Source organism: Streptomyces sp. Act143 (assembly GCF_003143935.1).
GTDB lineage: Bacteria > Actinomycetota > Actinomycetes > Streptomycetales > Streptomycetaceae > Streptomyces.
Genome location: NZ_QFRX01000001.1, coordinates 7,452,042 through 7,476,501 on the forward strand (window position 1 = coordinate 7,452,042; position 24,460 = coordinate 7,476,501).

21 protein-coding genes are annotated in these 24,460 nt (G+C 71.2%); 13 read left to right on the forward strand and 8 right to left on the reverse strand.

What is annotated here, in order from left to right:
- Positions 1-2: 2 nt before the first annotated feature.
- Entirely contained in the window at positions 3-1,244 is a 1,242-nt protein-coding gene (locus DI272_RS33985) for a helix-turn-helix domain-containing protein (RefSeq protein WP_109499014.1), read from the forward strand.
- On the opposite strand, the gene DI272_RS33990 is transcribed toward DI272_RS33985, so the two are convergent.
- Positions 1,241-2,710, reverse strand: coding sequence for a TerD family protein (locus DI272_RS33990; protein ID WP_109499015.1), 1,470 nt, complete (start codon positions 2,708-2,710; stop codon positions 1,241-1,243). The genes DI272_RS33985 and DI272_RS33990 overlap by 4 nt on opposite strands.
- A gap of 188 nt (positions 2,711-2,898) precedes the next feature.
- Between DI272_RS33990 and DI272_RS33995 the strand changes: the two genes are divergently transcribed.
- Together DI272_RS33995 and DI272_RS34000 are read left to right on the forward strand one after the other, a co-directional pair.
- Positions 2,899-3,672: an IclR family transcriptional regulator gene (locus DI272_RS33995; RefSeq protein WP_109499016.1), complete on the forward strand. Its 774-nt coding sequence runs from the start codon at positions 2,899-2,901 to the stop codon at positions 3,670-3,672.
- Complete coding sequence (locus tag DI272_RS34000; RefSeq protein ID WP_109499017.1) at positions 3,669-4,526, forward strand: SMP-30/gluconolactonase/LRE family protein; 858 nt, start codon at positions 3,669-3,671, stop codon at positions 4,524-4,526. Before DI272_RS33995 ends, DI272_RS34000 begins: the two co-directional genes overlap by 4 nt.
- Here DI272_RS34000 and DI272_RS34005 read toward each other — a convergent pair whose 3' ends face one another.
- The 3 genes from DI272_RS34005 to DI272_RS34015 all read right to left on the reverse strand — a co-directional run bounded on the left by DI272_RS34005 (position 4,527) and on the right by DI272_RS34015 (position 7,916).
- A complete protein-coding gene (locus tag DI272_RS34005; RefSeq protein ID WP_258314770.1) occupies positions 4,527-5,954 on the reverse strand; it encodes an NAD(P)/FAD-dependent oxidoreductase in 1,428 nt (475 codons plus the stop codon).
- Positions 5,947-7,257: an MAB_1171c family putative transporter gene (locus DI272_RS34010; RefSeq protein WP_109501199.1), complete on the reverse strand. Its 1,311-nt coding sequence runs from the start codon at positions 7,255-7,257 to the stop codon at positions 5,947-5,949. Before DI272_RS34010 ends, DI272_RS34005 begins: the two co-directional genes overlap by 8 nt.
- Positions 7,258-7,319: 62 nt before the next feature.
- A complete protein-coding gene (locus tag DI272_RS34015) occupies positions 7,320-7,916 on the reverse strand; it encodes a toxin-antitoxin system, toxin component family protein (protein ID WP_181387407.1) in 597 nt (198 codons plus the stop codon).
- Positions 7,917-8,157: 241 nt separating this feature from the next.
- On the opposite strand from DI272_RS34015, the gene DI272_RS34020 reads away from it, so the two are divergent.
- The 5 genes from DI272_RS34020 to DI272_RS34040 are packed head-to-tail and all read left to right on the forward strand — an operon-like array spanning position 8,158 to position 13,810.
- The gene (locus tag DI272_RS34020; RefSeq protein WP_109499018.1) at positions 8,158-9,507 is read left to right on the forward strand and encodes an extracellular solute-binding protein; all 1,350 of its coding nucleotides are present in this window, start codon (positions 8,158-8,160) and stop codon (positions 9,505-9,507) included.
- Complete coding sequence (locus DI272_RS34025; RefSeq protein ID WP_109499019.1) at positions 9,504-10,442, forward strand: carbohydrate ABC transporter permease; 939 nt, start codon at positions 9,504-9,506, stop codon at positions 10,440-10,442. The genes DI272_RS34020 and DI272_RS34025 overlap by 4 nt, the downstream gene beginning before the upstream one ends.
- Complete coding sequence (locus tag DI272_RS34030; protein ID WP_109499020.1) at positions 10,439-11,296, forward strand: carbohydrate ABC transporter permease; 858 nt, start codon at positions 10,439-10,441, stop codon at positions 11,294-11,296. Before DI272_RS34025 ends, DI272_RS34030 begins: the two co-directional genes overlap by 4 nt.
- Positions 11,293-12,261 (forward strand): arabinan endo-1,5-alpha-L-arabinosidase, encoded by a 969-nt coding sequence (locus DI272_RS34035; RefSeq protein ID WP_109499021.1) that lies wholly within the window; start codon positions 11,293-11,295, stop codon positions 12,259-12,261. Before DI272_RS34030 ends, DI272_RS34035 begins: the two co-directional genes overlap by 4 nt.
- A 31-nt stretch (positions 12,262-12,292) precedes the next feature.
- Positions 12,293-13,810, forward strand: a complete 1,518-nt coding sequence (locus DI272_RS34040) for an alpha-N-arabinofuranosidase (RefSeq protein WP_109499022.1) — start codon at positions 12,293-12,295, stop codon at positions 13,808-13,810.
- Between the two features lie 4 nt (positions 13,811-13,814).
- Here the strand turns inward: DI272_RS34040 and DI272_RS34045 are convergent, their stop codons facing one another.
- The gene (locus tag DI272_RS34045; protein ID WP_109499023.1) at positions 13,815-14,930 is read right to left on the reverse strand and encodes a hypothetical protein; all 1,116 of its coding nucleotides are present in this window, start codon (positions 14,928-14,930) and stop codon (positions 13,815-13,817) included.
- A gap of 12 nt (positions 14,931-14,942) precedes the next feature.
- Positions 14,943-17,573, reverse strand: a complete 2,631-nt coding sequence (locus tag DI272_RS34050) for a beta-galactosidase (protein WP_109499024.1) — start codon at positions 17,571-17,573, stop codon at positions 14,943-14,945.
- Between the two features lie 303 nt (positions 17,574-17,876).
- On the opposite strand from DI272_RS34050, the gene DI272_RS34055 reads away from it, so the two are divergent.
- The 3 genes from DI272_RS34055 to DI272_RS34065 all read left to right on the forward strand — a co-directional run bounded on the left by DI272_RS34055 (position 17,877) and on the right by DI272_RS34065 (position 20,309).
- Complete coding sequence (locus DI272_RS34055) at positions 17,877-18,788, forward strand: sulfite exporter TauE/SafE family protein (protein WP_109499025.1); 912 nt, start codon at positions 17,877-17,879, stop codon at positions 18,786-18,788.
- Positions 18,789-19,037: 249 nt separating this feature from the next.
- Positions 19,038-19,694, forward strand: a complete 657-nt coding sequence (locus DI272_RS34060; RefSeq protein WP_109499026.1) for a DUF4360 domain-containing protein — start codon at positions 19,038-19,040, stop codon at positions 19,692-19,694.
- 183 nt (positions 19,695-19,877) lie between these two features.
- The gene (locus DI272_RS34065; protein ID WP_109499027.1) at positions 19,878-20,309 is read left to right on the forward strand and encodes an ATP-binding protein; all 432 of its coding nucleotides are present in this window, start codon (positions 19,878-19,880) and stop codon (positions 20,307-20,309) included.
- Here the strand turns inward: DI272_RS34065 and DI272_RS34070 are convergent.
- A complete protein-coding gene (locus DI272_RS34070; RefSeq protein ID WP_109499028.1) occupies positions 20,259-21,026 on the reverse strand; it encodes an intradiol ring-cleavage dioxygenase in 768 nt (255 codons plus the stop codon). The genes DI272_RS34065 and DI272_RS34070 overlap by 51 nt on opposite strands.
- A 318-nt stretch (positions 21,027-21,344) precedes the next feature.
- Positions 21,345-21,761: a hypothetical protein gene (locus DI272_RS34075; protein ID WP_109499029.1), complete on the reverse strand. Its 417-nt coding sequence runs from the start codon at positions 21,759-21,761 to the stop codon at positions 21,345-21,347.
- Between the two features lie 318 nt (positions 21,762-22,079).
- Between DI272_RS34075 and DI272_RS34080 the strand changes: the two genes are divergently transcribed.
- Positions 22,080-23,033, forward strand: a complete 954-nt coding sequence (locus tag DI272_RS34080) for an arabinan endo-1,5-alpha-L-arabinosidase (RefSeq protein ID WP_109501202.1) — start codon at positions 22,080-22,082, stop codon at positions 23,031-23,033.
- On the forward strand, positions 23,015-24,451 hold the full coding sequence (locus DI272_RS34085; protein ID WP_109499030.1) for a family 43 glycosylhydrolase: 1,437 nt from the start codon (positions 23,015-23,017) through the stop codon (positions 24,449-24,451). The genes DI272_RS34080 and DI272_RS34085 overlap by 19 nt, the downstream gene beginning before the upstream one ends.
- The last annotated feature ends 9 nt before the right edge of the window (positions 24,452-24,460 follow it).

The window sequence follows — 24,460 nt, forward strand, 5'->3', positions numbered from 1 at the left end:
GCGTGACGGCCCGCCCGGCAGCCGTCAACTCCCGCTCGGCCTGGCTCGACGTACCCCGCCTGAAGGTGCGCAGGTTCGCGGCGATCGCCATGGCCGAGGCGCCCGAACTCGCCGACGAGATCCTGCACGAGATCCGCCGCGAGTACCCCCATCTGCCCGTCGTCCTCGACGAGTCCGGCGAGCCGATGGCCCTCGTCGGCATCCGCCGCGCCATCGAGGTCTTCGTCGAGCACCTGGAGACCGCCGAGGGACGGCCCACCGTCCCGCCCGGCGTCTTCCAGGACTTCGGCCGCGGCGAGGGACTCGGCGGACGCAGCCTGGACTCCCTCCAGGCGATCTACCGCATGGGCGTCCGCCTCGCCTGGCGCCGGTTCGCGGAGATCGGCCAGCGCGTCGAGATCCCGCCGCCCGCGATGTACGAACTCGTCGACGCCGGCTACGAGTACCTCGACGGCCTCGTCGACCAGTCGGTCCGCGGCTACGCGGAGGCGGCGGCCCGCCAGGCGGGCGAGCGCCTACGCCTGCAACGCGGCCTGATGGAACTGCTGCTGGCCGAACGGCAGCACGCCGGCAGCCCGGACGACCTGCTCGCCGAACGCGCCGCCCGGATCGGCTGGACCCTCCCCGAGAAGGTCGCCGTCGGCGTGCTGCTGCGCCCGGCGCGCGAGGCCATGGCCCCCGCGGTCGGCCAGGGCGTCCTGCTCGACATGGAGTACGAGCAGCCCCGCATGGTCGTCCCCGAACCGGACTGCGCCGGCCGCCCCGAACTCCTGCACCGCGCCCTGACCGGCTGGGCCGGCGCCATCGGCCCGCCCGTGCCGCTCGCCGACGCGGCGAAGTCGCTGCGCTGGGCGGAGGCGGCGGTGAGCCTGATGGAACGCGGGCTGCTGCCGGCCGGCGAGGTCCTGTACTGCACCGAGCACACGGAGGCGCTGGTCCTCCTGCAACCGGAGGAACTCATCGACGACCTGGCGCTGCGCTGCCTGGCCCCCCTCGCCCACTGCGGCCCCACCCACGGCCGTCGCCTCGCCGAGACGCTCCTGGCCTGGCTGGAAACCCGCGGCGGCGCCCCGGAGGTGGCCGCCCGCCTGGGCGTCCACCCCCAGACGGTCCGCTACCGCCTGCGTCAGATCCGCGAACTCTGGGGCGCCGAGATCGACGACCCGGACCGCCGCTTCGAACTGGAACTGGTACTGCGGGCGCAGCGGTTGAGAGGGGCGTTGGGGGTGGCCGGCCGTTCCTAGTCCCGCCCCTTGAACTCCACCGGCCCGGCGTTCATCTCGATCGTCCCGTCCGGATGCAGCACCGGGCGCCGCTCGGTCATCCGGCCGCTGTACGCCTCGATGTGCTGGATCGCCGCGCCGTCGGCCGAGGTGAAGTCGACGAGCGCGATGGCCACCCAGTAGCGCGTCTTGGTGTTCTCGAACAGCGGCACGGTGACCACGGACCCACGGCCGTCGTCCACGACCACCTGCGCGCCGAAGCTCTTGAAGGACCCGAAGCCGTTGCTGAGGGCGGAGTAGGCGCACAGCAGGACGTACCCCTGCTGGTCGGGCCGGACGATACGGACAGTCTCGCGGCCGGGGATCTTGGAGTCGCCGTCGAGCCGGATGTAGGGGGCCTGCTTCAGGGAGCCGAGGTTCTTGTAATAGACGACGTCGGCGTTCTCCCCCTTACCGCCCTTGTCGCCTTTGCCGGCCTTCCCGATCATCTCGGGCGGCTTCTTCGCGAGGCCGGTCTTGACGATCGTGCCGGGAGCCTCGGCCCCGCCGCGCTGCGCCTTCGAGGCGGGCACGAACAGCGCGTACAGATCGAGGTCGGCACCCCGGCGCCGCCGCGCGTCACTGCCGCCGTCCCACTCCAGGGACACGGTGACGACCAGCTCACGGTCCTGCTTGTCCAGGCTGATCGCGACCTGGCCGCCCTTGTCGAGGCTGACCTTGCCGAGCGGGGGTTTGACGAGGCTGGTGGGTGCGGGTGCGGGTGCGGGTGCGGGTGCGGGTGCGGGGGCGGTGGCGGGTGCGGGCGACGGTGTCGTCTGTACCGGCGTCGTCTGTGCCGAGGCCGAGGCCGAAGCCGAGGCCGGAGCCGGAGCCGCAGTCGAAGCCGGAGCCGCAGTCGAAGCCGGAGCCGCAGTCGAAGCCGGAGCCGGAGCCGGTGCGGGTGCCGGTGTTGTCTGTGCAGGTGTCTCGGGTTCGGACACGTCGATCCCGAAGTCCGTCGCCAGCCCCGCCAGCCCCTCCGCGTACCCCTGCCCGATGGCCCGCAGCTTCCAGCCGTCGCCCCGCCGGTACAGCTCCATCAGCAGCACGGCCCGCTCACCGTCGGCCAGGGGCGGCTGCCGGAAGACGACCGGATCGGCGCCTTCCTGGACGGCCTGTACGGTGACGTCCCTGACCCCCTGGAACGTACGGCCGGTGTCGTCGGGGTCGCAGCTCGCGACCAGCACCACCCGGTCCACGTCGGCGGGCAGCGCGCCCGGGTGCACGGCGACGCGCTCGGGCGCACCGGCGTCCGCGGCGAGGTGGCGGACGGCGCCTGACTCGGCGGTGGGCTGGTTGTAGAAGACGAGATCGGCATCGGACCGCACCCTGCCGTCCACCCCGACCAGCAGCGCACTCAGGTCGACCGGGTCACCCGCGGAACGCAGTTCGGCGGTCACGAGTCCCGCCCCGACGACGGTGTTCCCGCCCTTGAGAAGCTCAGCCATCCAGATCCCCCCCCCACACTCTGAGATCACCTTGTCACACGGGGCCCCCGCAGGACCATTGCCGGGTCAAACCCGCGTTGAGTAGCCTGTGTTCGTTATTCCGATCGCCTGTTGAAATTTCGAACAACGTGCAACCATGCTCGACAGGCACCGAACTCCACCGACATCTCACAGGGAGGGGGCCGAACGTGGGACGTCTCGTACCTGCCGTGACCCGGGCTCTCGACATCCTCGAGCTCTTCCTCGACGGCGACGGCACGCTCTCCGCCCCGGACATCGTGCGCAAGCTCCAGCTGCCGCGCACCACCGTGCACGAGCTGGTCACCACGCTCGCGGCCCGGTCGTACATCGTCCCGGTGCCGGGTCAGCCGGGACGCTACCGGCTCGGCGTGCGTCCGTACCAGCTCGGCAGCCGCTACGCCGAGCAGCTCGACCTCGCCGCCGAGGGCCAGCAGGTCGCCCGCTCGGTCGCCGAGACCTGTGACGAGACCGTTCACGTGGCCATCCTCGAAGGCACCGACGTCATCTACATCGCGAAGGTCGACTCCACGCACGCGGTGCGCATGGTGTCCGCCGCGGGACGCCGCCTGCCCGCTCACTGCACCTCCGTCGGCAAGATGCTGCTGGCCTCGCTGTCCGAGCCGGAGCTGAGCTCCCGCATCCCGGACGACGCCGACCTGGTCGCCATGACTCCGAACAGCATCACCGACCCGGCCGCTCTGCGCGAGGCCCTCGCCGAGATCCGTGAGCGGGGTCTCGCCGTGGAGAGCCGCGAGTCCAACCCGGACGTCTCCTGCGTGGCCGCCCCGGTCCGCGACCGCACCGGCCGGGTCGTCGCCGCGCTGTCCATCTCGGTGCCGATGATCCGCTGGAGCGACGAGCGCCGCGACGAGCTGGAGCAGCTCGCCGCGAAGGGCGCCGCCGAGCTGTCCGAGCGCCTGGGCCACCGGAGCGTGGGATGACCTCGACGACGTACGACTACGAGGTCGCCGTCCGCGCCGAGGCGACCCTCGGCGAGGGCCCGACCTGGGACGCGGCGGCGGGCCGGCTGCTCTGGCTGGACATCCTCGGCGCCCGCCTGCACAGCTACGACCCGGCGACCGGGCACCGCACGGTCCGCGTCACCGACCAGCACGTGGGCGCCGCGAAACCGCGCGCGAACGGCGGCCTCGTCCTCAACCTGCGCGACGGCGTGGCCCTGCTGGACCCGGACGACACCTTCCGCTGGCTCCACCACGAGCCGGTGCCGGGCCGCCGCGCCAACGACGCGGCGATCGCCCCCGACGGCTCCCTCTGGGCCGGCACCATGCGCTACGACGAGGCCCCTGGCGGCGGCACCCTGTCCCGTCTCACGGCCGACGGCACCGTCGAGACGGTCCTGGACGACGTGGCCGTCAGCAACGGCACCGGCTGGAGCCCCGACGGCCGCCTGATGTACTACATCGACTCCCCGACCCGCCGCGTGGACGTCTTCGACCACGAGGCGGGCAAGGTCTCCGGCCGCCGCCCCTTCGCCGAGATCGAGGACGGCGCCGGTTTCCCCGACGGCCTCACGGTCGACGCGGACGGCTGCGTGTGGGTGGCGCTGTGGGACGGGGGAGCGGTACGCCGCTACACCCCGGCCGGCGAGCTGGACCGCGTGATCACACTGCCGACCCCGAGGGTGACGGCGTGCGCGTTCGGCGGCGCGGACCTGACGGACCTGTACGTCACGACGGCGCGAGTGGGGCTGGAGAGCCCGCACCCGGTCGCGGGGTCGCTGCTGGTGGTTCCCGGGGCGGGCAAGGGAGTGAGCCAACCGGCGTTCGCCGGCTGATCACTGAAGCCCCGCCTTCTTCAACTCCTCGGCGGTCAGGGGCGGCTCGACCAGCCCGGGCTTCAACGGCCCCGCCAGCGCCGCCAGCAGCACCGACGGAGTCAGCAGCACCTCCGCCCGCCGCTCCAACGACGTGACGTCAGTGACCCGGCGGGCGATCCGCCCGTTCCCCGTGGCCGCGTACATCAGCCGATCCACGTACGCGGCCACGAGCCGGTCCCGGGCCGTCGGCCCGTTCTCCGTCGCCCCGGGATAGAACACGTCCTGCCCGGTCGCCAGGTCCCAGGCCGCCCCCACCGGCCGCGCCACCGCCTTCTGCACCCGCCGGGACAGCCCCGGCGCCCCCCACCCGCGCCGTCGCACGGCATCCCGCAGGAGCAGCGCGCTCTGCGCCCCGACCGCCAGCCCGTGCCCGTACACCGGGTTGTACGCGGCCAGCGCGTCGCCGAGGACCGTGAAGTTCTCCGGCCAGGCGGGCATCCGCTCGTAGAAGTACCGCCGGTTGACGGTCGTCCGGGTGAACGCCACGTCGGACAACGGCTCGGCGCCCGCGAGGAGTCGGCCGATCAGCGGATGGCGCAGCCGCTCGCGGGCGAAGCGGGCGAAGTCGTCGCCGGAGGCGTTCGCGGCGGTCGGTTCGCCGCCCCGCGTGCCGTTCAGGGTGACGATCCAGCGGCCGTGCTCGATGGGCAGCAGGAAGCCCGCGCGGCCGGGGCCGTCGCCGCGGGCGTCGGACTGGACGTTGACGACCGGGAAGCCGTCCCGGGCCTGCTCGGGGGCCAGGTACAGCCGGCTCGCGTACGCCAGCCCGGAGTCCACCTCGCGCTGCTCCGGCCCGGGCAGCCCGAGGCCGGCCAGCCAGCGCGGCGCCCCGGAGCCGCGTCCGCTCGCGTCGACGACCAGCCCGGCGCCGAGGGTCCGCTCCCGGCCCTCGGGCCCGCGCACCCGGACCCCGGTGACCGCCTCGGCGCTGCCGGTCAGCCCCACCACCTCGGTGCCGTCGAGGAGTTCGATCCGCTGGTCGGCGAGGACCTGTGCCCGGACCGTGGCGTCGAGGAGATCGCGTCCGGCGAGGATCACATGGTGCGACTCCGGCCAGCGCCGGAACCAGCCGTGGGCCGACAGCACGACCATGTCCGTGGTGACCGGCGCCCGGCGGGCCCCGGCGGCGCGGAGTGTCGCGGTGACGCCCGGCAGGAGCTCCTCCATGGCGTGCACGCCGCCCGACCACAGCATGTGGGCGTGCCGGGCCTGCGGCAGCCCTTTGCGGGGCGCGGGTTCGCGGGGCAGCTCGTCGCGTTCCACGACGACGACCCGGTCGGCGAGGCCGGCCAGCGCGCGGGCCGCGAGCATGCCGGTGTGCGATCCCCCCAGGACCACGGCTACTCTGCGCGCCTCCGGCGAAGCGGGGGAGGGTCTGTCATTCATGCGCGGACATGCTCTCTGCCGGGACGGCCGCGCGGGCGCGTACCGCCTTGATCTCCTCGGGTGTGCGCAGGGCCTGGGACACGGCCTGGATCTCCTGCAGCAGGTAGGTGGTGTCGGGGGCGCTGAGCGGGTCCGGCGAGATCCGGTGCGGTTCGGCAGTTCCCTGAAGGGGCGCGGGGAACTGCGCGGCCGGCCGCGACGGTGCCGCAGAGGACCGACGGCCCAGCACCGTGCTTCCGGCGGAGCGCCCAGCGCCGCCGCCGTCCGGGGAGCGCCGCTCGGCCGCCACCGCGTCCAGGATCGTCACGGCCGCGGCCAGGGCCCGGGCGCGGCCGGGCGGGAAGCCGAGGGCGACGGCGGCGTCGTACGAACGGGTGCGCAGGTCCTCGTCGAGGCGGCGGGCCAGTTGGAGAAGGGTGTCGCGGATGAACGTCTCGCGGCGGATGAGGCGCATCTCGGGGGTCGCCCGCAGGCCGAGGGGTTCGCGGCTGCCCGCGACCGTGCGCATCAGCCGGGCCAGGGGCCTGAGGCCGCGGTGGCGGCGGCGGACCAGCCAGCGCTCCCGCAGGTACTGGCCGGCGTGCGGCACGATGAAGCCGACCGCGACGAACGTGGCGGCGATGCAGGCGGCCGACGGCGCGACGTTGGTGTTGAGCCAGTCCAGGTCGTGGCCGGTCCAGCGGGCCGCCACCGCGGTCAGCTTGGCCGCGCTGAACAGCAGGTTCGTCGCGAAGCCGATCCCGAGGAAGCGCAGCCCCCAGCGGAGCCAGGCGTCGAGGCCGTCGGTGCGGATCCAGTTCCACACCAGCCGGGACGTGATCAGGCTGGCCACGGTGTGCGCGCTCAGATAGAGGAGGATCAGCTCCCGCATGAACGGCGTCGAGGCGTAGTACGTGTCCAGGTCCCGGATCTGCTCCACGGGCACGTCGGCGAGCGCGAACAGCACCCACAGCGCGGCGACCACGGCCGCGTAGACGGCGACCACCCAGCGGGTCGCGCGGCGGGTCTGGGCGTGCCGTTCGGTCCGGCCGTTGCGCCAGTGGACGACCAGCAGCAGCCAGGACGCGCACAGCGCGGTGAGCAGCGAGTACACCCAGGGCGCGGCGATGTTGGGGACGCCGGTGACGCGGTTGGTCCAGGCGATGGTGGAGGGGGCGGCGAAGACGAACACCGCGCAGGCGAACAGCAGCAGTCCGCCGACGGCGCGCAGCAGCGGGTCCCGCCACAGCTTGAGGATGCTGGGCAGTTTGATCGCCAGCGCCGCGGTCAGCACGGCGGTGGGCAGCCAGAAGGAGATGTACATCCCGCTGAGGAGGTTGCCGGCGGCGAGCGGGCCGGAGGTGCCGGTGACGGCGAGGGTCTCGCTCACCGGTCCGCGGCCTGCCGTCCGCGGTAGCCCATGGACCGCTCCAGCGGTTCGAGGTGCCGCCGGTCGCCCCGGCCCGCCAGATACGGCCGGAAGACGGCCGCCAGCCGGTGCCCGAAGTCGTCGGCCTCGGCCTCGTCCGTCTGCCGGGAGCCGTTGCGCGCGGCGACCGTCAGGGCGTCCTTCCAGTCGGGCTCACCGGCCAGCGCGCGGGCGGCGGCCGAACCCACGCCGTGCCGGTGCCCGGCGTGCAGATGCCACAACTCATGGCCGAGGATGACCAGTTGCTGCACGGCCTCGGCCCGCTCCTCGACGATGACCAGGTCGAAGTCGTGGAACTCCACCCACAGGCCGGTCACTTCGATCTCGTCGGGGAACCGCTCGAAGCGCAGCTCGACGGGCCGCCCGCCGCGGCGGGCGCTCATCGCCTCGCACAGCGCGCGGCACACCTCGCGTGCCCCGGCGGGGGGCTGGGGTCTGGCGCGCACGGCCGCGCCGAGCTCCGCCGCCAGGTCGCGCATCGCGGAGCCGGTTCTCGCCCGCCGCAGCGCCGCGGCGATCCGCCCCGCCCTGGTGCGCGCGCCCGCGATGTCCATCGATCCCCCTTCTCACCGCCGCACGGCAGTTCGTCCGAGCGTACGCGGCAGGAAGTGTCCACGTCATGGGTTCCGAGGACCGTTCGTACAACTGAGAACCATCGGCCCCGTTCTGAAAATCTTGTCCGGACCATTGACTGGAAAGCGCTTCCTATCTACGGTCCCGTTCGAAGTTACGGGCGCCTTTCGAAATATCGAACGATTGACATGTTTCTCTGATCTCTGAATGTAAGGGCAGGCAATGGGACGACCTGACCTGAATCGCAGGCAACTGCTGACCGCGGCGGGAGGACTGGCCGTCGCGGGCAGCTTCGGCTTCGCGGCGCTCGGGACGGGGGCCGACGCACTGGCCTCCGGCGCGGACACCCGCGTGCGGTACTGGAACCTCTTCAGCGGCGGCGACGGCGCCAACATGATCGCGATGCTGGACGCCTTCCGTGAGGAACACCCCGACATCGCGGTGAAGGACTCCACCCTCCAGTGGGGCAACCCCTTCTACACCAAGCTCGCCATGGCCGCCGCGGGCAACCGCGCCCCCGAACTCGGCGTCATGCACATGGGCCGCGTCACCGGCTTCTCGCCGGGCCGCCTCCTGGACCCCTGGGACGTGGACCTGCTCGCCGAGTACGGCGTACGGGAACAGGACTTCAACCCCGCGCTGTGGAAGCGCGGCGTCATCGACGGCAAGCTGTACGCCCTCCCGCTCGACATCCACGTCCAGCTCTGCTTCTACCGCAAGGACGTGCTGAAGAAGGCCGGCCTGCTCGGCGACGACGGCCGCATGATCCCGGTCGGCTCCACCACCGAGTGGTTCGACGTGCTGAAGAAGGCCAAGGCGGTCCAGAAGAAGGGCCTGCAGACCATCGGCCTGTGGACCAACGACCAGAACTTCCAGTGGTGGTTCTTCGTCGCCTTCTACACCCAGCTCGGCGGCGAGTGGTTCAACGCCGGGAACACCGAGGTCCTCTTCGACACCGACAAGGCCACCCAGGTCCTGGAGTTCCTCCGGCAGCACGTCACCGACGGCTACGTCATCCCCGGCGCCCCCACCGGCGAACAGTTCATCAACGGCGCCCCCTTCACCTGGGAGGGCAACTGGTCCGTGCCGGTCTTCTCCGGCGCGAAGCTCGACTACGGCGCCACCCCGCTGCCGCCGGTCTTCGGCAAGCCGGCCACCCACGCCGAGTCGCACGCCTTCGTCCTGCCCCACCAGGCCGGCCGCGGCGGCGCCACCGACGACGGCGCCCACCAGCTCGCCGCCTACGTCGTCCAGCACGCCCAGCAGTGGGCGGCCGGCGGCCACATCCCCGCGTACACGCCGACGCTGTCCACGGCCGCGTACCAGAGGCTCACCCCGCAGAACGAGTACGTCAGCGCCATGGACCACCAGGCCACCGAGCCCAAGGTGTGGTTCGCGGGCTCCACCGGCGTCCTCGCCCAGGACCTCGGCCCGGTCGTCGTCTCCTCGACGATGGGCTCCGCCAGGCCCGACAAGGTCGCCCGGACCATGAAGAGCCATCTCGTCAAGCTCCTCGCGTCCAAGAACCCGATGGACGGCAGGACCGCCGCGCAAGGAGGTGCCGTCGCATGACGACCAGCGCTCAGACCGTCGCCGTACCGGCCCGTGCCAGGACCGCGACCGCGACCGCCACCGTCCGCCGCAAGCAGGGCTTCCAGCACGGCGGCTGGTTCATCGCCCCGTTCCTGCTCCTCTTCGCCCTGTTCGTGGTCTGGCCGCTGCTGCGCGGCGTCTGGCTCAGCTTCACGGACGCCAACATCTCCGGGGAGGGCGCGAGCTTCGTCGGCCTCGACAACTACCGCGAGGCCCTGGGCGACCAGGCGATGTGGGACGCGCTCGGCCACAGCGCGTACTTCACCCTCCTCGTCGTGCCCTGCATCACCCTCCTGGCCTTCCTCCTCGCGATGCTGGCCCACCACATCGAGCGCGGCACATGGCTGTGGCGCCTGTGCTTCTTCGTGCCCTTCCTGCTGCCCTCCACCGTCGCCGCCAACCTGTGGCAGTGGCTGTTCACCCAGGGCATCGGCCTGTTCAACGAGACCTTCGGCCTCGACACCCCCTGGCTGACCGACAAGTCGTACGCGATGCTCGCCATCGTCATCCAGACCCTGTGGTGGACGGTCGGGTTCTCGTTCCTGCTCTACCTCGCCGCCCTCCAGGGCATCCCCGACCACCTCTACGAGGCCGCCAAGCTGGACGGCGCCAACGCCTGGCACCGCATGGTCCACATCACCCTGCCGATGCTGCGTCACATCACCGGCCTGGTGATCGCCCTCCAGATCCTCGCCTCGCTCCAGCTCTTCGACCAGGCCGTCGTGATGATGGACTTCGGCCCCGGACCCGAGCTCGCCACCCGCTCCTTCGTCCAGTACACCCTCGAACAGGGCTTCACCAGCTACCGCGTGGGCTACGCCTCCGCGATGTCCATCATCTTCTTCGTGATCATCGCGGCCGTCGCCCTCGGCCGGATGGCGCTGCTGCGCAACCGTGAGGAGGGCACCCGATGAGCGCCACCCAGGTGCGGCTCAAGTCCCGCAAGCCCTGGACACCCAGCCAGATCGTTCTCACCCTGCTCGGCGTCGCCGTCTCCGCCGTCTTCGTGGCCCCGATCGCCGCCGCCCTCTTCACCTCCCTCAAGTCCGAGGCGGAGGCCGCCGAGATCCCGCCGCACTGGCTGCCCAAGGCATGGACGGTCCAGGCGTGGAAGGCGCTGTGGGAGACCGGCAACATCGGCAACTGGTTCATCAACTCGCTCGTCGTCTCCGTGTGCGTGACGACCGTCGTGCTGGTGGTCAGCGCGCTCGCCGGATACGGCTTCGCCCGCACGGAGTTCAGGGGCAAGCCCCTGCTCATGGGCGTGGTGATGTCGGGCCTGATGATCTCCCCGGCCGTCCTCGGCGTCCCCCTCTTCACCACCGTCCAGCAGATGGGGATGGTCGACACCTACTGGGGCATGATCCTGCCGCAGTGCGCACCGGCCGCGATGGTCTACATCCTCTACAAGTTCTTCCAGGGCATCCCGCGCGAACTGGAGGAGGCCGCGTTCATCGACGGCGCGGGCCGCTGGCGGGTCTTCTTCACGATCGTGGTCCCGCTCGCGAGGCCGTCGTTGGCGGCGGTCGGCATCTTCACCTTCATCGCCTCCTGGAACAACTTCCTGTGGCCGTACATGGTGACCAACAACCCCGACCTGATGACCATGCCGAACGGCATCGCGACCGTCATGAACTCCTACGGCATCCAGTGGGCCCAGCTCATGGCCGGCGGCCTGATGGCCGGCCTGCCCCTGATCGTCGTCTTCGTCTTCTTCCAGCGGCAGATCGTGGCGGGCGTCGCCCACACGGGATTGGCGGGCCAGTGACCCTGCGCAGCACCCTCACCGCGGCGGCCGCGGCCACCGCCCTCGCCCTGCTCCCCAACGCGGCGCAGGCAAGCGTGAGGTATCCCGACCCCCGCCCCGTCACCGGCCAGCAGATCATCCACGACCCGAGCGTCATCAAGCTCAAGTCCGGTCAGTACGTGGCCTACTCGACCGGCGGCATCATCGGCGCCCGCCTGTCGAAGGACGGCAAGCAGTGGGACGACGCGGGCAACGCCTTCGCCGAGCCGCCGAGTTGGTGGTACGAGTACAACGACACCGGCGACCCGTGGGCCCCGGACATCTCCTACCGTGCGGGCACGTACTGGCTGTACTACGCCGTCTCGTCCTGGGGCACCAACCACTCCGCGATCGGCGTCGCCACCTCCGACTCCGGGCTCCCCGGCACCTGGAAGGACCACGGCAAGGTCTTCTCCTCCGAGACCACCGACTCCTGGAACGCCATCGACCCCGGCGTCATCAAGGCCGACGGCAAGCTGTGGATGGCGTTCGGCTCGTACTGGACGGGCATCCGCATGGTCCGGCTCGACCCCGCGACCGGAAAGGCGCTCCCCGGAGCGACCGTCGGCCAGCTCGCCACCCGCCCCGACCTCCCGTACGCCGTCGAGGGCCCGTACATCGTCAAGCACGGCCGCCACTACTACCTCTTCGCCTCGTACGACGCCTGCTGCGCGGGCGTGAACTCGACGTACAAGATCAGGGTGGGCCGCGCCACGGACGTGACGGGCCCGTACGTCGACAGCACCGGCAAGCCCATGCTGGAGGGCGGCGGCGACCTGCTCCTGGAGGGCCACGGCCGCTACCTCGGCACGGGCGGCCAGTCCGTCTTCCAGGACCAGGGGCAGGACTGGCTGGCGTACCACTACTACGACGCAGAGGACAACGGCACACCCAAGCTGGGCCTGAACAGGCTCGGCTGGGTGAACGACTGGCCCGTTGTCAAGTAACCCCGTTCCGGACAGGTCCCGAAAGGTCCCCATGAGCAAGTCCACCGCCCGCTTCACCCTCGACCCCGCCTTCACGGTCGGCGAGGTCGACCCCCGTGTCTTCGGCTCCTTCGTGGAGCACCTCGGCCGCTGCGTCTACACCGGCATCTTCGAACCCGGCCACCCCACCGCCGACGAGGACGGCATCCGCCAGGACGTGCTCGGCCTCGTCCGGGAACTCGGCGTCACCGCCATCCGCTACCCCGGCGGCAACTTCGTTTCCGGCTACAAGTGGGAGGACTCCGTCGGCCCCGTCGAGGACCGCCCCCGCCGCCTCGACCTGGCCTGGCGCTCCACCGAGACCAACCGCTTCGGCCTCTCCGAGTACATCGCCTTCCTGAAGAAGGTCGGCCCCCAGGCCGAGCCCATGATGGCCCTCAACCTCGGCACCCGGGGCGTCGCCGAGGCCCTCGAACTCCAGGAGTACGCCAACCACCCCGCCGGCACGGCCCTGTCCGACCTCCGTGCCGCGCACGGCGACAAGGACCCGTTCGGCATCAGGTTGTGGTGCCTCGGCAACGAGATGGACGGCCCCTGGCAGACAGGCCACAAGACGGCCCAGGAGTACGGCCGGATCGCTGCCGAGACCGCCCGCGCGATGCGCCAGATCGACCCGAACGTCGAACTCGTCGCCTGCGGCTCCTCCAGCCAGTCCATGCCGACCTTCGCCGCGTGGGAGGCGACGGTCCTGGAGGAGACGTACGACCTGGTCGACCACATCTCCCTGCACGCCTACTACCAGCCCGAGAACGGCGACATCGACTCCTTCCTGGCCTCCGCCGTCGACATGGAGTCCTTCATCGAGAACGTGGTCGCCACCGCCGACCACATCGGCGCGAAGCTGAAGTCGAAGAAGAAGATCAACCTCTCCTTCGACGAGTGGAACGTCTGGTACATCTCGGAGTGGCACGAGATCGAGAACTCGGACGCACGGGACTGGGCGGAGGCCCCCCGCCTGCTGGAGGACAGCTACAGCGTCACCGACGCCGTCGTCTTCGGATCCCTGCTCATCGCCCTGCTCCGGCACGCCGACCGCGTCACCGTCGCCTGCCTCGCCCAGCTCGTCAACGTGATCGCCCCGATCATGACCGAGCCCGGCGGCCCGGCCTGGCGGCAGACGACGTTCTTCCCGTTCGCGCAGGCCGCCAAGTACGGCCGCGGCGAGGTCCTCGACGTGCGCGTGGACTCCCCGACGTACGAGACGCAGAAGTACGGCGAGACCGACCTGCTGCACGCCACCGCCGTGCGCGCCGCGGACGGCTCGGTCACCGTCTTTGCCGTCAACCGCAGCCGGACGGAGCCGCTGCCCCTCGAAGTCGCCCTCGGTGCACTGAACTTGACGTCCGTCGTCGAGCACAGCGCCCTCGCCGACGCCGACCCGGACGCCCGCAACACCCTCGCCGAGCCGGAGCGGGTCGCCCCGCACCCGGTCGAGGGCACCGCCCTCACGGACGGCACCCTCACCGCCGTGCTCGAACCGCTGTCGTGGAACGTGATCCGGCTGGCCTAGAACGTCATCGCTCGATGTGGACCTGCGCGGGCGGGTACGGGGACGCGGAGTCCGTGCCCACGGCCCAGTAGCCGCCCGCGCCGGGAACCGTCGCAAGTGCGTTCACCAGCACGGGAGTCGCGGACAGCGGGCCCCGCTCACTCACCCATGCCCCCGCCTCCCAGCGGAGGTGGTGGGACCGGGTCTGGTCCCAGAAGTCCCAGCCCGCGATGCGGTCGGGGCCGCCGAGCCCGTCGTCGACGATCGCGGTCAGCATGCCCGGCGTGAACGGGGTGGCGACGGAGGCCCACGCGCCGCCGTCCCAGTGCTTCAGCATGGCGCTCGGCGGCTTGCCGGGCGGGCCGCCCACTCCGTAGTCGTAGCCGGTGAGCCAGATGTCGTCGTCGGCGACCGGGAGGAGCCCGGTGACGTACGGCCGCAGACCGGCCGGTGCGGGCAGTCCGGTCCACTCCTCGTGGTCCCAGCGGGCGACGAGCGCGCTGTCGTACACCCAGACGTCGCCCCCGCGCGTCACCCGCAGGCCCGCCGGGGCGGTCGGGGGGCCGTTCGGGGGCGGCGGCAGCCACAGCCAGCCGTCGGCGTCGCCGTGCAGCAGCACGCACCCGTCGCTGTTGCGCCCCGACAGCCATACGTGGTCGTCGGCGTCCAGCGCCACACCGGTGAGGGCCGTCCCGTAGGCCGACCGGCCGGCGAACTCGGCCTCCTGCCAGGTGGTGCCGTCCCAGCGGAGGAGGCGGGCGGCGCCGCCGCTGTCGACGCCGACGGCCCACGCGGCACCGTACGAACCGGCGACCGCGCGCAGATGGCCCCCGGAGAAGCCGAGGTGCGTGAGGTCGAGGCGGGTCCAGATGCTTCCGTCCCACACCAGGGCGAGCGGCTTGCCGCGGGTGGAGCCGTTACGGCCCTCTTCCCCCACCGCCCAGGCGAGATCGGGGCCGGCGGCGGCAACTGCCAGCAACTGGGCGGCGGTTGCGCAGGCGGGGGCGGGGACCGTCTGCCAGTCGTGCGGACCGCCGGCGGCTCTGACCGGGGCCGCCCCGGCCGTCCCGCCGCTCGACGAGGTGAGCCCGACTCCGGCCCCCGCCCCGAGTAACCCGCTGATGAATCGCCGTCTTCGCACGAGGTTCTCCCCTCAGACGTTGTCCACCGTCACCCCGCCCGCCGACGCGCCCAGCAGGGTCAGTCGTACGTCCTTCGGGCCCGCCTCCGTGCTGCCGTCCGACAGGACCGCCAGGGCGAGGGAGTTGCTGCCCCGGGTGCGCAGGATGCCGTTCGGCAGGACGACGGGGTGCCGGGGGCCGGCGTCGTTGACGTACTGGCCCATGTTCCAGCCGTTGAGGAAGATTTGCACCCGGTAGGCACGCTTCGGATCGTCGTCGAGGGTGAGCCCGATCGAGGCGTCGACGCCGGCGGGGACGGAGAGGCGGAAGCCGGTGCGGTACCAGGTCACTCCCTGACGGCGTTCGGCGCGGGGCAGATCCACGGCCTCCCACCCCCGGTCGTCGAAGGCGGGCAGGTGCCAGCCCTCCCGCTCTCCGTGCAGCCCGCCATTGTTGAGCGGTCCGCGCACCGGGTCGGCGGTCCCGGCGCCCTGGAGCCGCCAACTGACCACCGGTGAAGCGCCCTTGAAGGTGGCCGACGTCAGCCCGCGGGCCGCCTTGTGGGTGTCGCCGGACATCTCGTCCACGTCGTGGGCCATCCGCCGGACGAGCACGGAGAGCACATGCTCCTTGCGCTTCCGCAGCTTCTTCGGCACGTCGAAGGCGGCGGTGTCCGTCCAGGTGCCCTGCCGGGCGGACGCGGGGTCCGGGGCCGGCATTCGATGGGTGCCGAGCGGCCTGCCGTCCAGCCAGGCCATCAGCAGCCCCTGGGTGCCGGTGCTGTAGCCGAGGGAGACGGATGCGACGCCCTCGGCGTCGCTGACGCGCCCCCGGTACCAGACGTCGCCGTAGTGGAAGCCGTAGTCGTCGGCGAAGAGGACGGGTTGCCCCTCCGGGACGGGGGTGGTGCTGAAGGAAGACTTCTTGTCGGCGCGCACCCACGCCGAGTCGTCGAAGTCCGGTGCGGACTCGGGGTTCTCGGCCCGTCGCCGCCAGCCGTCGAGGGCCGGCAGCGGCACCGGGCCCTGGCCGGGCAGCGGCTTCAGGGCGAGCAGGCTGAACGTGGCGCTGATCCGGGAGGACACCGGCCGCCCGTTCCACGTCACGTGCTCCATGCCGCGCGGCCCCCACACCTCCAGGCCGGTCAACTTCGCGGTGTCACCGCTGAGATGGACGGTGTCGTCCCGCAGCCGGACGTCACGCACCAGAGAGGGGCCGTACACCAGCACCGACCCGGACGGCGTCTCGTACGGCCACAGCCGCAGCGCGGTCGCGTCGTCGGCGAACAGCAGCAGCAGCGGCCGGTCGGAGCCGCCGTTCTCGACCTTCACGCGGGCCAGCTCGCCGACGCCGAGCGGGCAGGTCACCCGCAGCAGCCCGCGGTCGTAGATCCACGCCGGTTCCGCGTCCAGCCGGGTCGCCGTCGGCTCCTGCGGGCACTCCAGGACGACCTGCGCCATGTCGCCGTACCGCCCCGAGAAGACGGCGATGTCCTGCCGACCGGCGGAGACGAAGAGCATGAGCTGGGCGGTGGCGTACCGCAATGTCCGCCCACCGAGCCTGAGCCGTGTGCTGAGCACCTTGGTGTCATGGGCCCGGACGTTGACCGGCACCTCGATCCCGGCGCCCGGCAGCGGGGTGGACACGGCCTCGGCGGAGTCGTTGCGCACGACGTAGGTCTGGGAGTCGGTGTCGCGGTTGGCGAGGTGCCGTACCTCCAGCCGCCCGCCCGGGGACCTGACCTCCTTCGCCCGGTCCAGCTTGGCGAAGTCCGGCACGGTGCGCAGCAGGTGGCCGAGCCGGTGGAGCGGGGCGAGCGCGGCGGTCGGCCGCCGCCCCTCGTCGAGGGCGGCACCGGAGCCGTACGACGTGCCGGGGGCCTGCGGCGCGGCCAGCCAGCCCCAGGACGTCCCGCCGTACGCCATGGAGTCGTTGCGCAGGCCGCCGAGCGGCGACTCCGGCACGGACAGCGGTACGTCGATGCCGTCGGCCCGCACCTTCCTGTGGAGGTGGGAGAGGTAGGCGGTGTCGGCGGTGTCCTCCAGCTGATAGAGCAGGACGGTGCCCCTGCCCCGGGTGTAGAGGTGGCGGGCGGCGATCGCGTTCACCCGCGTCAACCACTCGTCGGCGTGCGCCAGATACGCCGGGTCGGTGGTCCGGGCCCGGCCCTCGGTGGCCGTCAGCCAGCCGGGGAAGCCGCCCGCGTCGACGTCGGCGCCGAGGTACGGGCCGGGACGCAGGACGACGTACAGCCCGGTCTCGGCGGCCATGCGCAGGAACAGGCCGAGGTTGCGTACGCCCGTGAAGTCGTACGAACCCGGGGCGGGGGAGTGGTAGTTCCAGGCCACGGAGAGGCTGACGGCGTTGTAGCCGTGCGCCCGCATCTTCTCCAGCACGTCCCGCCACAGCGACGGACTCGGCAGCCGGAACAGGTGCATCGCGCCCGGCCACAGCGTCAGCCGCCGGCCGTCGACCAGCAGGGAGTAGCGGTCGTGGCCGACCGTGTGCACGGCTCCGTCGGCGACGGGCGGAGCCGGCGGCGGCCCCGTGGGCACGAAGCGGGGCCCCGTCCGCGACGGCAGCACGCCGCCGCTGCCGGTCAGCGCGAAGCCGAGCGCGGCCGTACCGGCGAGGGTGCTGAAAGTTCGTCTGCTGAGCTCCACGCGAGCGTCGCCTCCTGTTGTGCCTGCGTTTCCCGGGACGCGAGTGAGGGACCATTCTGCCTGCCCGCCGCGGCACACCTCACAAGGGACCGTATGAGGATCACAAGGGACCGTACGAGCACCGGGGACGCGGCGGGGATCACGGCGGCGGACGTGATCCGGACCCGACTTCCGAGGGCGCTGCCTGTGAACGCCCTCATCCGGGTCTCAGGCTGTCCTCAGTTTGACGTTCTAGCGTTCCCTCCCGTTCATCCCTGCCGCCCCGGTGGGAAAGCCAGGAAAGACGGGACGGGACCTCCCCCCATGCAGACGCTGATACTGCTCGCCCTCGCGGGCCTGGGCGCGCAGCTCGTGGACGGCAGCCTCGGCATGGCGCACGGCGTGATCTCGACCGTGCTGCTGCTGGCCATGGGCACGAGCCCGGCCGCCGCCTCGGCCGTCGTGCACTTCGCCCAGATCGGCACGGGGCTGGTGTCCGGCGTCTCGCACGCCCGATTCGGCAACGTCGACTTCAAGGTCGTGGTCCGGATCGGCGTCCCGGGCGCGGTGGGCGCGTTCGTCGGGGCGACGGTGCTTTCGCAGATGTCGACCGCGGTGGCCGAGCCCGCGATGGCGGTGATCCTGCTCACGCTCGGCATCTACGTCACCGTCCGCTTCACCCTGCGCGGCATGCCCGAGGGCCGGCTGGGCAGGCCGCTGGGCAAACGGTTCCTGGTCCCGGTCGGCCTGCTCGCCGGGTTCCTCGGGGCCACGGGCGGAGGCGGCTGGGGGCTGATCGGCACTCCGGCGCTGCTGGCCAGCGGGCGCCTGGAGCCGCGCAAGGTGGTCGGCTCCGTCGACGCGAGCAAGGCGCTGGTGGCGGTCGCCGCGAGCCTGGGCTTCCTCTTCTCCCTCGGCTCGCACGGCGTCAACTGGTCGTGGGTCCTCGCGTTCCTGGTCGGCGGCATGGTCATCGCGCCGGTGGCCGCCTGGCTGGCCCGCTTCGTGGCGCCGCGCATCCTGGGCGCGACGGTCGGCGGCCTCGTCGTCCTGCTCAACGCGCGCACGCTGCTGAACAGCGACTGGATCGCGGCGGGCGGTGCGGTGAGCACGTCCGTCTACGTCGTCCTCCACGCGGCGTGGGCCGCCGCCCTGGCGTACGCGATCCGCGGCCACCGTCAGGAGAGGGCGGCCGAGAGCGGGCACGCGCGGGGGCGGCAGCCCGTCAGCGTCTGAGGATCAGTCGCTCCTGAAGGGTGCTCGCCGAGTACGGCGAGGTCGCCTGGATCCCGGTGTTGATGCCCTGTGGATGGACTGGACTCGCCAACTCGCCAACGGCCTTTGATGTCAACGGAGTTCGGGCACTGTGAAGATGCTGTGAAAACCGCGTCTGTGAATGGCTTGAGTTCATCCTGTCGGCGGCGTCGGTCTGTCCCTACGGTCCGGTTGGCAAGTCAGCCACCCCCCAACTGTTACGGAGAGACCATGACTCGTGGGCTCCTGCTGAGCGGTGCGGTAGCCGCTCTGCTCACCACGGCACTACCGGCCCAGGCGGCCACCTCGTCCGGCGGTTTCGAGGACCCGCCGCCGGACAAGATCGTCATCAAGGTCGCGACGGTGAACGGTTCGGGCTGCCCGGCCGGGACGACCGCGGTGGCGGTCTCGGAGGACAACACGGCCTTCACGGTGACGTACAGCGACTACCTCGCCCAGGCGGGCGGCGGCTCGGACCCGACGGCGTTCCGCAAGAACTGCCAGCTGAACCTGATAGTCCACGTCCCGCAGGGCTTCACGTACGCCGTCGCCAGCGCGGACTACCGGGGCTTCGCGGCCCTCCAGTCCGGCGCGACCGGCACCCAGAGAGCCTCGTACTACTTCCAGGGCTCTCCGAACACGGCGTCGCGCTCCCACCCCTTCAGCGGCCCGTACAACGACAACTGGCAGGCCACGGACACCACGGACTGGGCCCAACTGGTCTGGGCACCCTGCGGAGTCCAGCGCAACTTCAACATCAACACCGAGCTGCGGGTGACCGCGGGGTCGACGTCCGCGGACAAGGTCAGCTTCATGACGATGGACTCGACGGACGGGGACATCAGCACGGTGTACCACTTGGCGTGGAAGGAGTGCCCGGAGGCGTGACGCCGGTGTAGACCGTCAGCGCGGTGCGAGGGCCGTGGCCGGCATCGCGGCCACGCCCACCGCCACCCGGCAGGCGGTCGCTCCGGCCGGACGGAGACCGGTCATGCCCGGCCGGTCTTCGCATCCCCCACCCGCCCCGAACGAGTCGTCGCACGCACATCCCGTCAGCGCCTCAGCCCCACCCTGCGCGGCGCACGCCCCGCCAGACGCCTCGCCCTCATCCAGCGCCACGACTGGGGCATCCCGTCAGCAACCCCGGTCTCCGACGCCGTCGGGACGATCGTCGCCGAACTCGCCGCCAACGCCGTCACCCACGGTCGCGTACCCGGACGGGACTTCGAGCTCGCCCTCTCCCTCGTCGCCGGCAGCGTCCGCGTCGAGGTCACCGGCATCCGCGCCGACGCCTCCGTGGACGTACGAAAGCCGCGCCCGCTGGAGGAAGCCGGGCGCGGCCTGGTGCTGGTCGGCGCGTTGGCCGACCGGTGGGAGGTGGTGGACCGGCAGCCGCCGCCCGGGAAGACCGTGCGGGCGGAGGTGGATGTGCCGGGGTGGCTGGGCCTGGTGCTAGACCTCGACGCCGAGCGTCAGCGTTCCGGTGTATCCGGACGACGGTGAGCTGCCGAGCGCCGTCAGGGTCAGGAGCCCCGACGCCGCGCCCCCGTCGTCGTAGATCGAGTCCTGGGCCAGCGTCGTCCGGGTGACCTTGTTCGCCGAGTACGGCGACAGCGCGCCCACTCTCGCCGTGACCGTCTCGTCGAAGAACAGCTGGCCGGTGTGGACCTCGGTGCCGCCGGTGAAGGAGCCGTCGGACGTGAGCGTCACGCCCGTGTGCACCTTGACGTGGATGTGGACGCAGCGCCCGCGGTACCAACCGGGGTACACCGTGGTGATGTCGGCGACGCCGCCGGCGTCGGTGAGGACGCCGCCCCGCAGGAACGTGCCGTTGTCGGACTCGTTGTGGCCGTTGTTGCCGACGTAGCCGGAGTACTCGCCGAGCGCGTCGGCGTGCCAGATCTCCACCAGGGCGTTCGGGATCACCGCGCAGGTGTCGTCGTTGACGACGGTGAGCGCCAGCTTCAGCACGAAGCCGGTCTTGTTCTCGCGGATGTCGGAGCGGACGAGCGCGCCGTCCAGGTAGTAGGGGCCTTCGGTCATCTCCTTCGTGAGCGTGCAGACGGCGGCCGCGGCGACCGGGGTCGCGTCCGCCGCGTCGGCTGTGGGGGCTCCGGGCGCGGCGGCGCCCACGGCGACCGCCGCTGCCGTGGCGCCGGTCGCGATCAGCACGGTGCGGCGCCCGACCGGGGTGGGGGTTGCTTCCGAAGTGTCTGTCATGGACACGGCACCGTAGGAACGGTTGCTGTCGGAGGGCTGTCAGTTAGGCAAAGTGGCGAGGCGTCAAGGTTCTTGCAGGACACGGCCCTCAGGCCGTCGGTGCGGCTGATGACCTGCGCAGGCGAAGGTGCCGCGATGCGGCGGGACGTCGACGATCCTGGCTCCGGTCCCCTTTTGCCGGGTCGGCGCGATGGCCGCCCTCTCCCGTTCCCCGGCCTTCCCGCACCACGGGATGTCCGGATGCCGCCCGGCGGACGGCCGCCCCGACAGGGAAGCGGCACGAGTGCCGACGGAGGGGGCCGGGGCGGCGGGACGGGCTCAGTTGGCGGCGCAGGCCTCGTTCCAGCTGCCGTAGGAGCCGCTCACGTAGGCGCCGTTGTCCACGTGGCCGACGCGGAAGTAGAAGCAGGCCGACTCGGGCATGTCGGTGTCGTAGACATAGGCGTTGTCGAGGTTCCAGCCGGTGTAGCCGCCGGTGTAGTCCACGACGATCTTCGTGTCGCTGGTGGAGGGACTGCCGTCCACGGGGTTCGTGTACTGCAGGCGCACGCCCTTGCCGTCCGAGCAGACGTCGAGGATCTTGAAGGTGTCGCCGTAGTCGTAGAAGTAGGCGGCTCCGCAGGCGTTGCTGGAGTCGGCCGTGTAGATGTCGGCGGCGAAGGAGGAGCCCGCCGTGCCGATCACGAGGGCCGCCGCGGCGACGGCGGGCACGGCGAGGTGTCTGAGCTTGGGCATGGCTGAACTCCTTGCAGGGTGAGGGGCGTTGGCGTGGGGGGAGTTCACGTGGTCGACACCGTGTGATCGGACTATGCCCACTGTTTGATCTCTGTGCAAGAGGCGTCCGGCTTTCAACAAGCTGTGAATGTCCGGGCTGTTGACGCGCGAGTGATTCGATTCTACGGTCCGTCCGAATTGACGATCGCCGTTCGAGATTCCGGACATCGGTATTGCGGGCGGCGACTTCCCCCTTCCGTCAAGGAGGCCCGTGTGAGCCGCACCTCCCGCACCTCCCGCACCTCCCGCACTTCCCCCCGCGCTTCCCGCAAGGCCCGGATCCGGACCACCCTCATCACCCTCCCCGCAGCCGCCCTCCTCGCCCTGATCCCCTCCACCGCCTCGGCCTACCCCAACCCCGGTACCGTCACCGGCGCCACGGTCATCCACGACCCCACGATGATCCGCACCTCCGCCGGCCGCTACCTCCTCTACGGCACCGGCGGCGGCCTCGGCTACCGGACCTCCACCGACCGGATCGCCTTCACGGCCGGCAGCGACGCCTTCACCACCAAGCCCGGCTGGTGGTCCTCGTACGCCACCGAGGCATGGGCGCCCGACATCTCGTACCACGGCGGCAAGTACCTGATGTACTACGCCGTCTCCACCTTCGGCTCCAACAAGTCGGCCATCGGGCTCGCCGGTTCGACGACCGGACTGCCCGGCTCCTGGACCGACTACGGAGTCGTCTACACCTCCACCACCGCCAGCGACTACAACGCCATCGACCCGAACCTCTTCGTGGACGACGACGGCAAGTGGTGGCTGTCCTTCGGCAGTTGGTGGACCGGGCTGAAGATGATCCAGATCGACCCCGCCACCGGCAAGCAGCTCTCCTCCAACACCACCCGGTACTCGATCGCGTCCCGCCCCACCGGGACCAAGGCCGTGGAGGCGCCGTACATCGTCAAGCGCAACGGCTACTACTACCTCTTCGCCTCCTACGACACCTGCTGCGCGGGGACCAGTTCGACGTACAAGGTCAAGGTCGGCCGTGCCACCAGCGTCACCGGGCCCTACTACGACAAGAACGGCGTCGCCCTGACCAACAACGGCGGCACCCCGGTCCTGGAGTCGCACGGCAGCATCATCGGTCCCGGCGGTCAGTCGATCATGAACGACACCGACGGCGACCTGATCGTCTACCACTACTACGACGGCAACGACAACGGCACGCCCAAGCTGGGCATCAACCTTCTGAACTGGAGCAGCGGATGGCCCGTCGCCTACTGACCCTGCTGGCCGCGCTGGTCCTCGCCCTGTCGCTGGGCCAGTCCTCCGCGAGCGCGGCCTCGTTCGCCAACCCGCTCAAGGCGCAGAAGGGCGCCGACCCCTGGATCTCGTACTACAACGGCAACTACTACATGGTGACGACGAGTTGGACGAACGTCATCACCATGCGCAAGTCGGCCACCCTCGCCGGGCTCGCCACCGCCCCCAACTACCAGGTGTGGACGGGCGACGCGGCCTCGCGCTGCTGCAACATCTGGGCGCCGGAGATCCACTTCCTCAACGGCAAGTGGTACCTGTACTACGTCGCCGGGCAGAACATCAGCGACTACAATCCCACCCAGCGCACCCACGTCCTCGAAAGCGCCGGGACGGACCCCACCGGCCCCTACACCTACAAGGGTCAGCTCAACTCCGCCTGGATGCTGGACCCGACGGTCGCCACCATCAACGGCCAGCTGTATCTCTTCGGCAGCGCGAGCGGCGGCGGCACCCAGAACCTGGTGGCCGCCAGGATGGCCAACCCCTACACCCTTGCCACCGGCTTCTCGACGATCTCCACGCCGACGTACTCCTGGGAGACGAGCGGCGGCACCGTCAACGAAGGCCCGGAGATCCTCCAGCGCGACGGCAAGACCTTCCTCGTCTACTCGGCGAGCGGCTGCTGGACCCCCGACTACAAACTCGGCCGGCTGACGCTGACGGGCTCCGACCCGCTCTCGGCCTCCTCCTGGACGAAGAAGTCGACCCCGGTCTTCCAGCGCAACGACTCCGCCGGCGTCTACGGCCCGGGCCACAACGGCTTCTTCACCTCACCGGACGGCACCGAGAACTGGATCGTCTACCACGCCAACGACGCGTCGTCCGACGGCTGCGACAACGGCCGGACGACCCGCGCCCAGAAGTTCACCTGGAACTCCGACGGCACCCCGGACTTCGGCACGCCGGTGGCGCTGGGGACCGGCACGACGGGCCCGTCCGGCGAACCGTCGGCCGCCTCCACGACGTACACCCTCACCAACCGCAACAGCGGCAAGTGCCTCGACGTCGCCGGGAGTTCGGCGGCCGACGGCGCCAACGTCCAGCAGTACACCTGCAACGGCGGCAACAACCAGAAGTGGCGCGTCGAGGACCAGGGCGACGACACCAGCCGCCTGGTGAACGTGGCGACGGGCAAGGTCCTGGACACGGCTGACTGCTCGACCGCGGACGGTGCCGACCTCCGCCAGTGGAGCTGGCTGAACAACACCTGCCAGCGATTCAGGTTCGTGGTCACCGACAGCAGCTACGTACGGATCGTCAACGAGGCCACGGGCAAGGTGGCGGACGTGGCGAACTGCTCCACGGCGGACGCGGCGGACGTCAGGCAGTGGACCTGGCTCAACAACGCCTGCCAGCAGTGGAGGCTGAACCCGGTCTAGCGGGGGCTT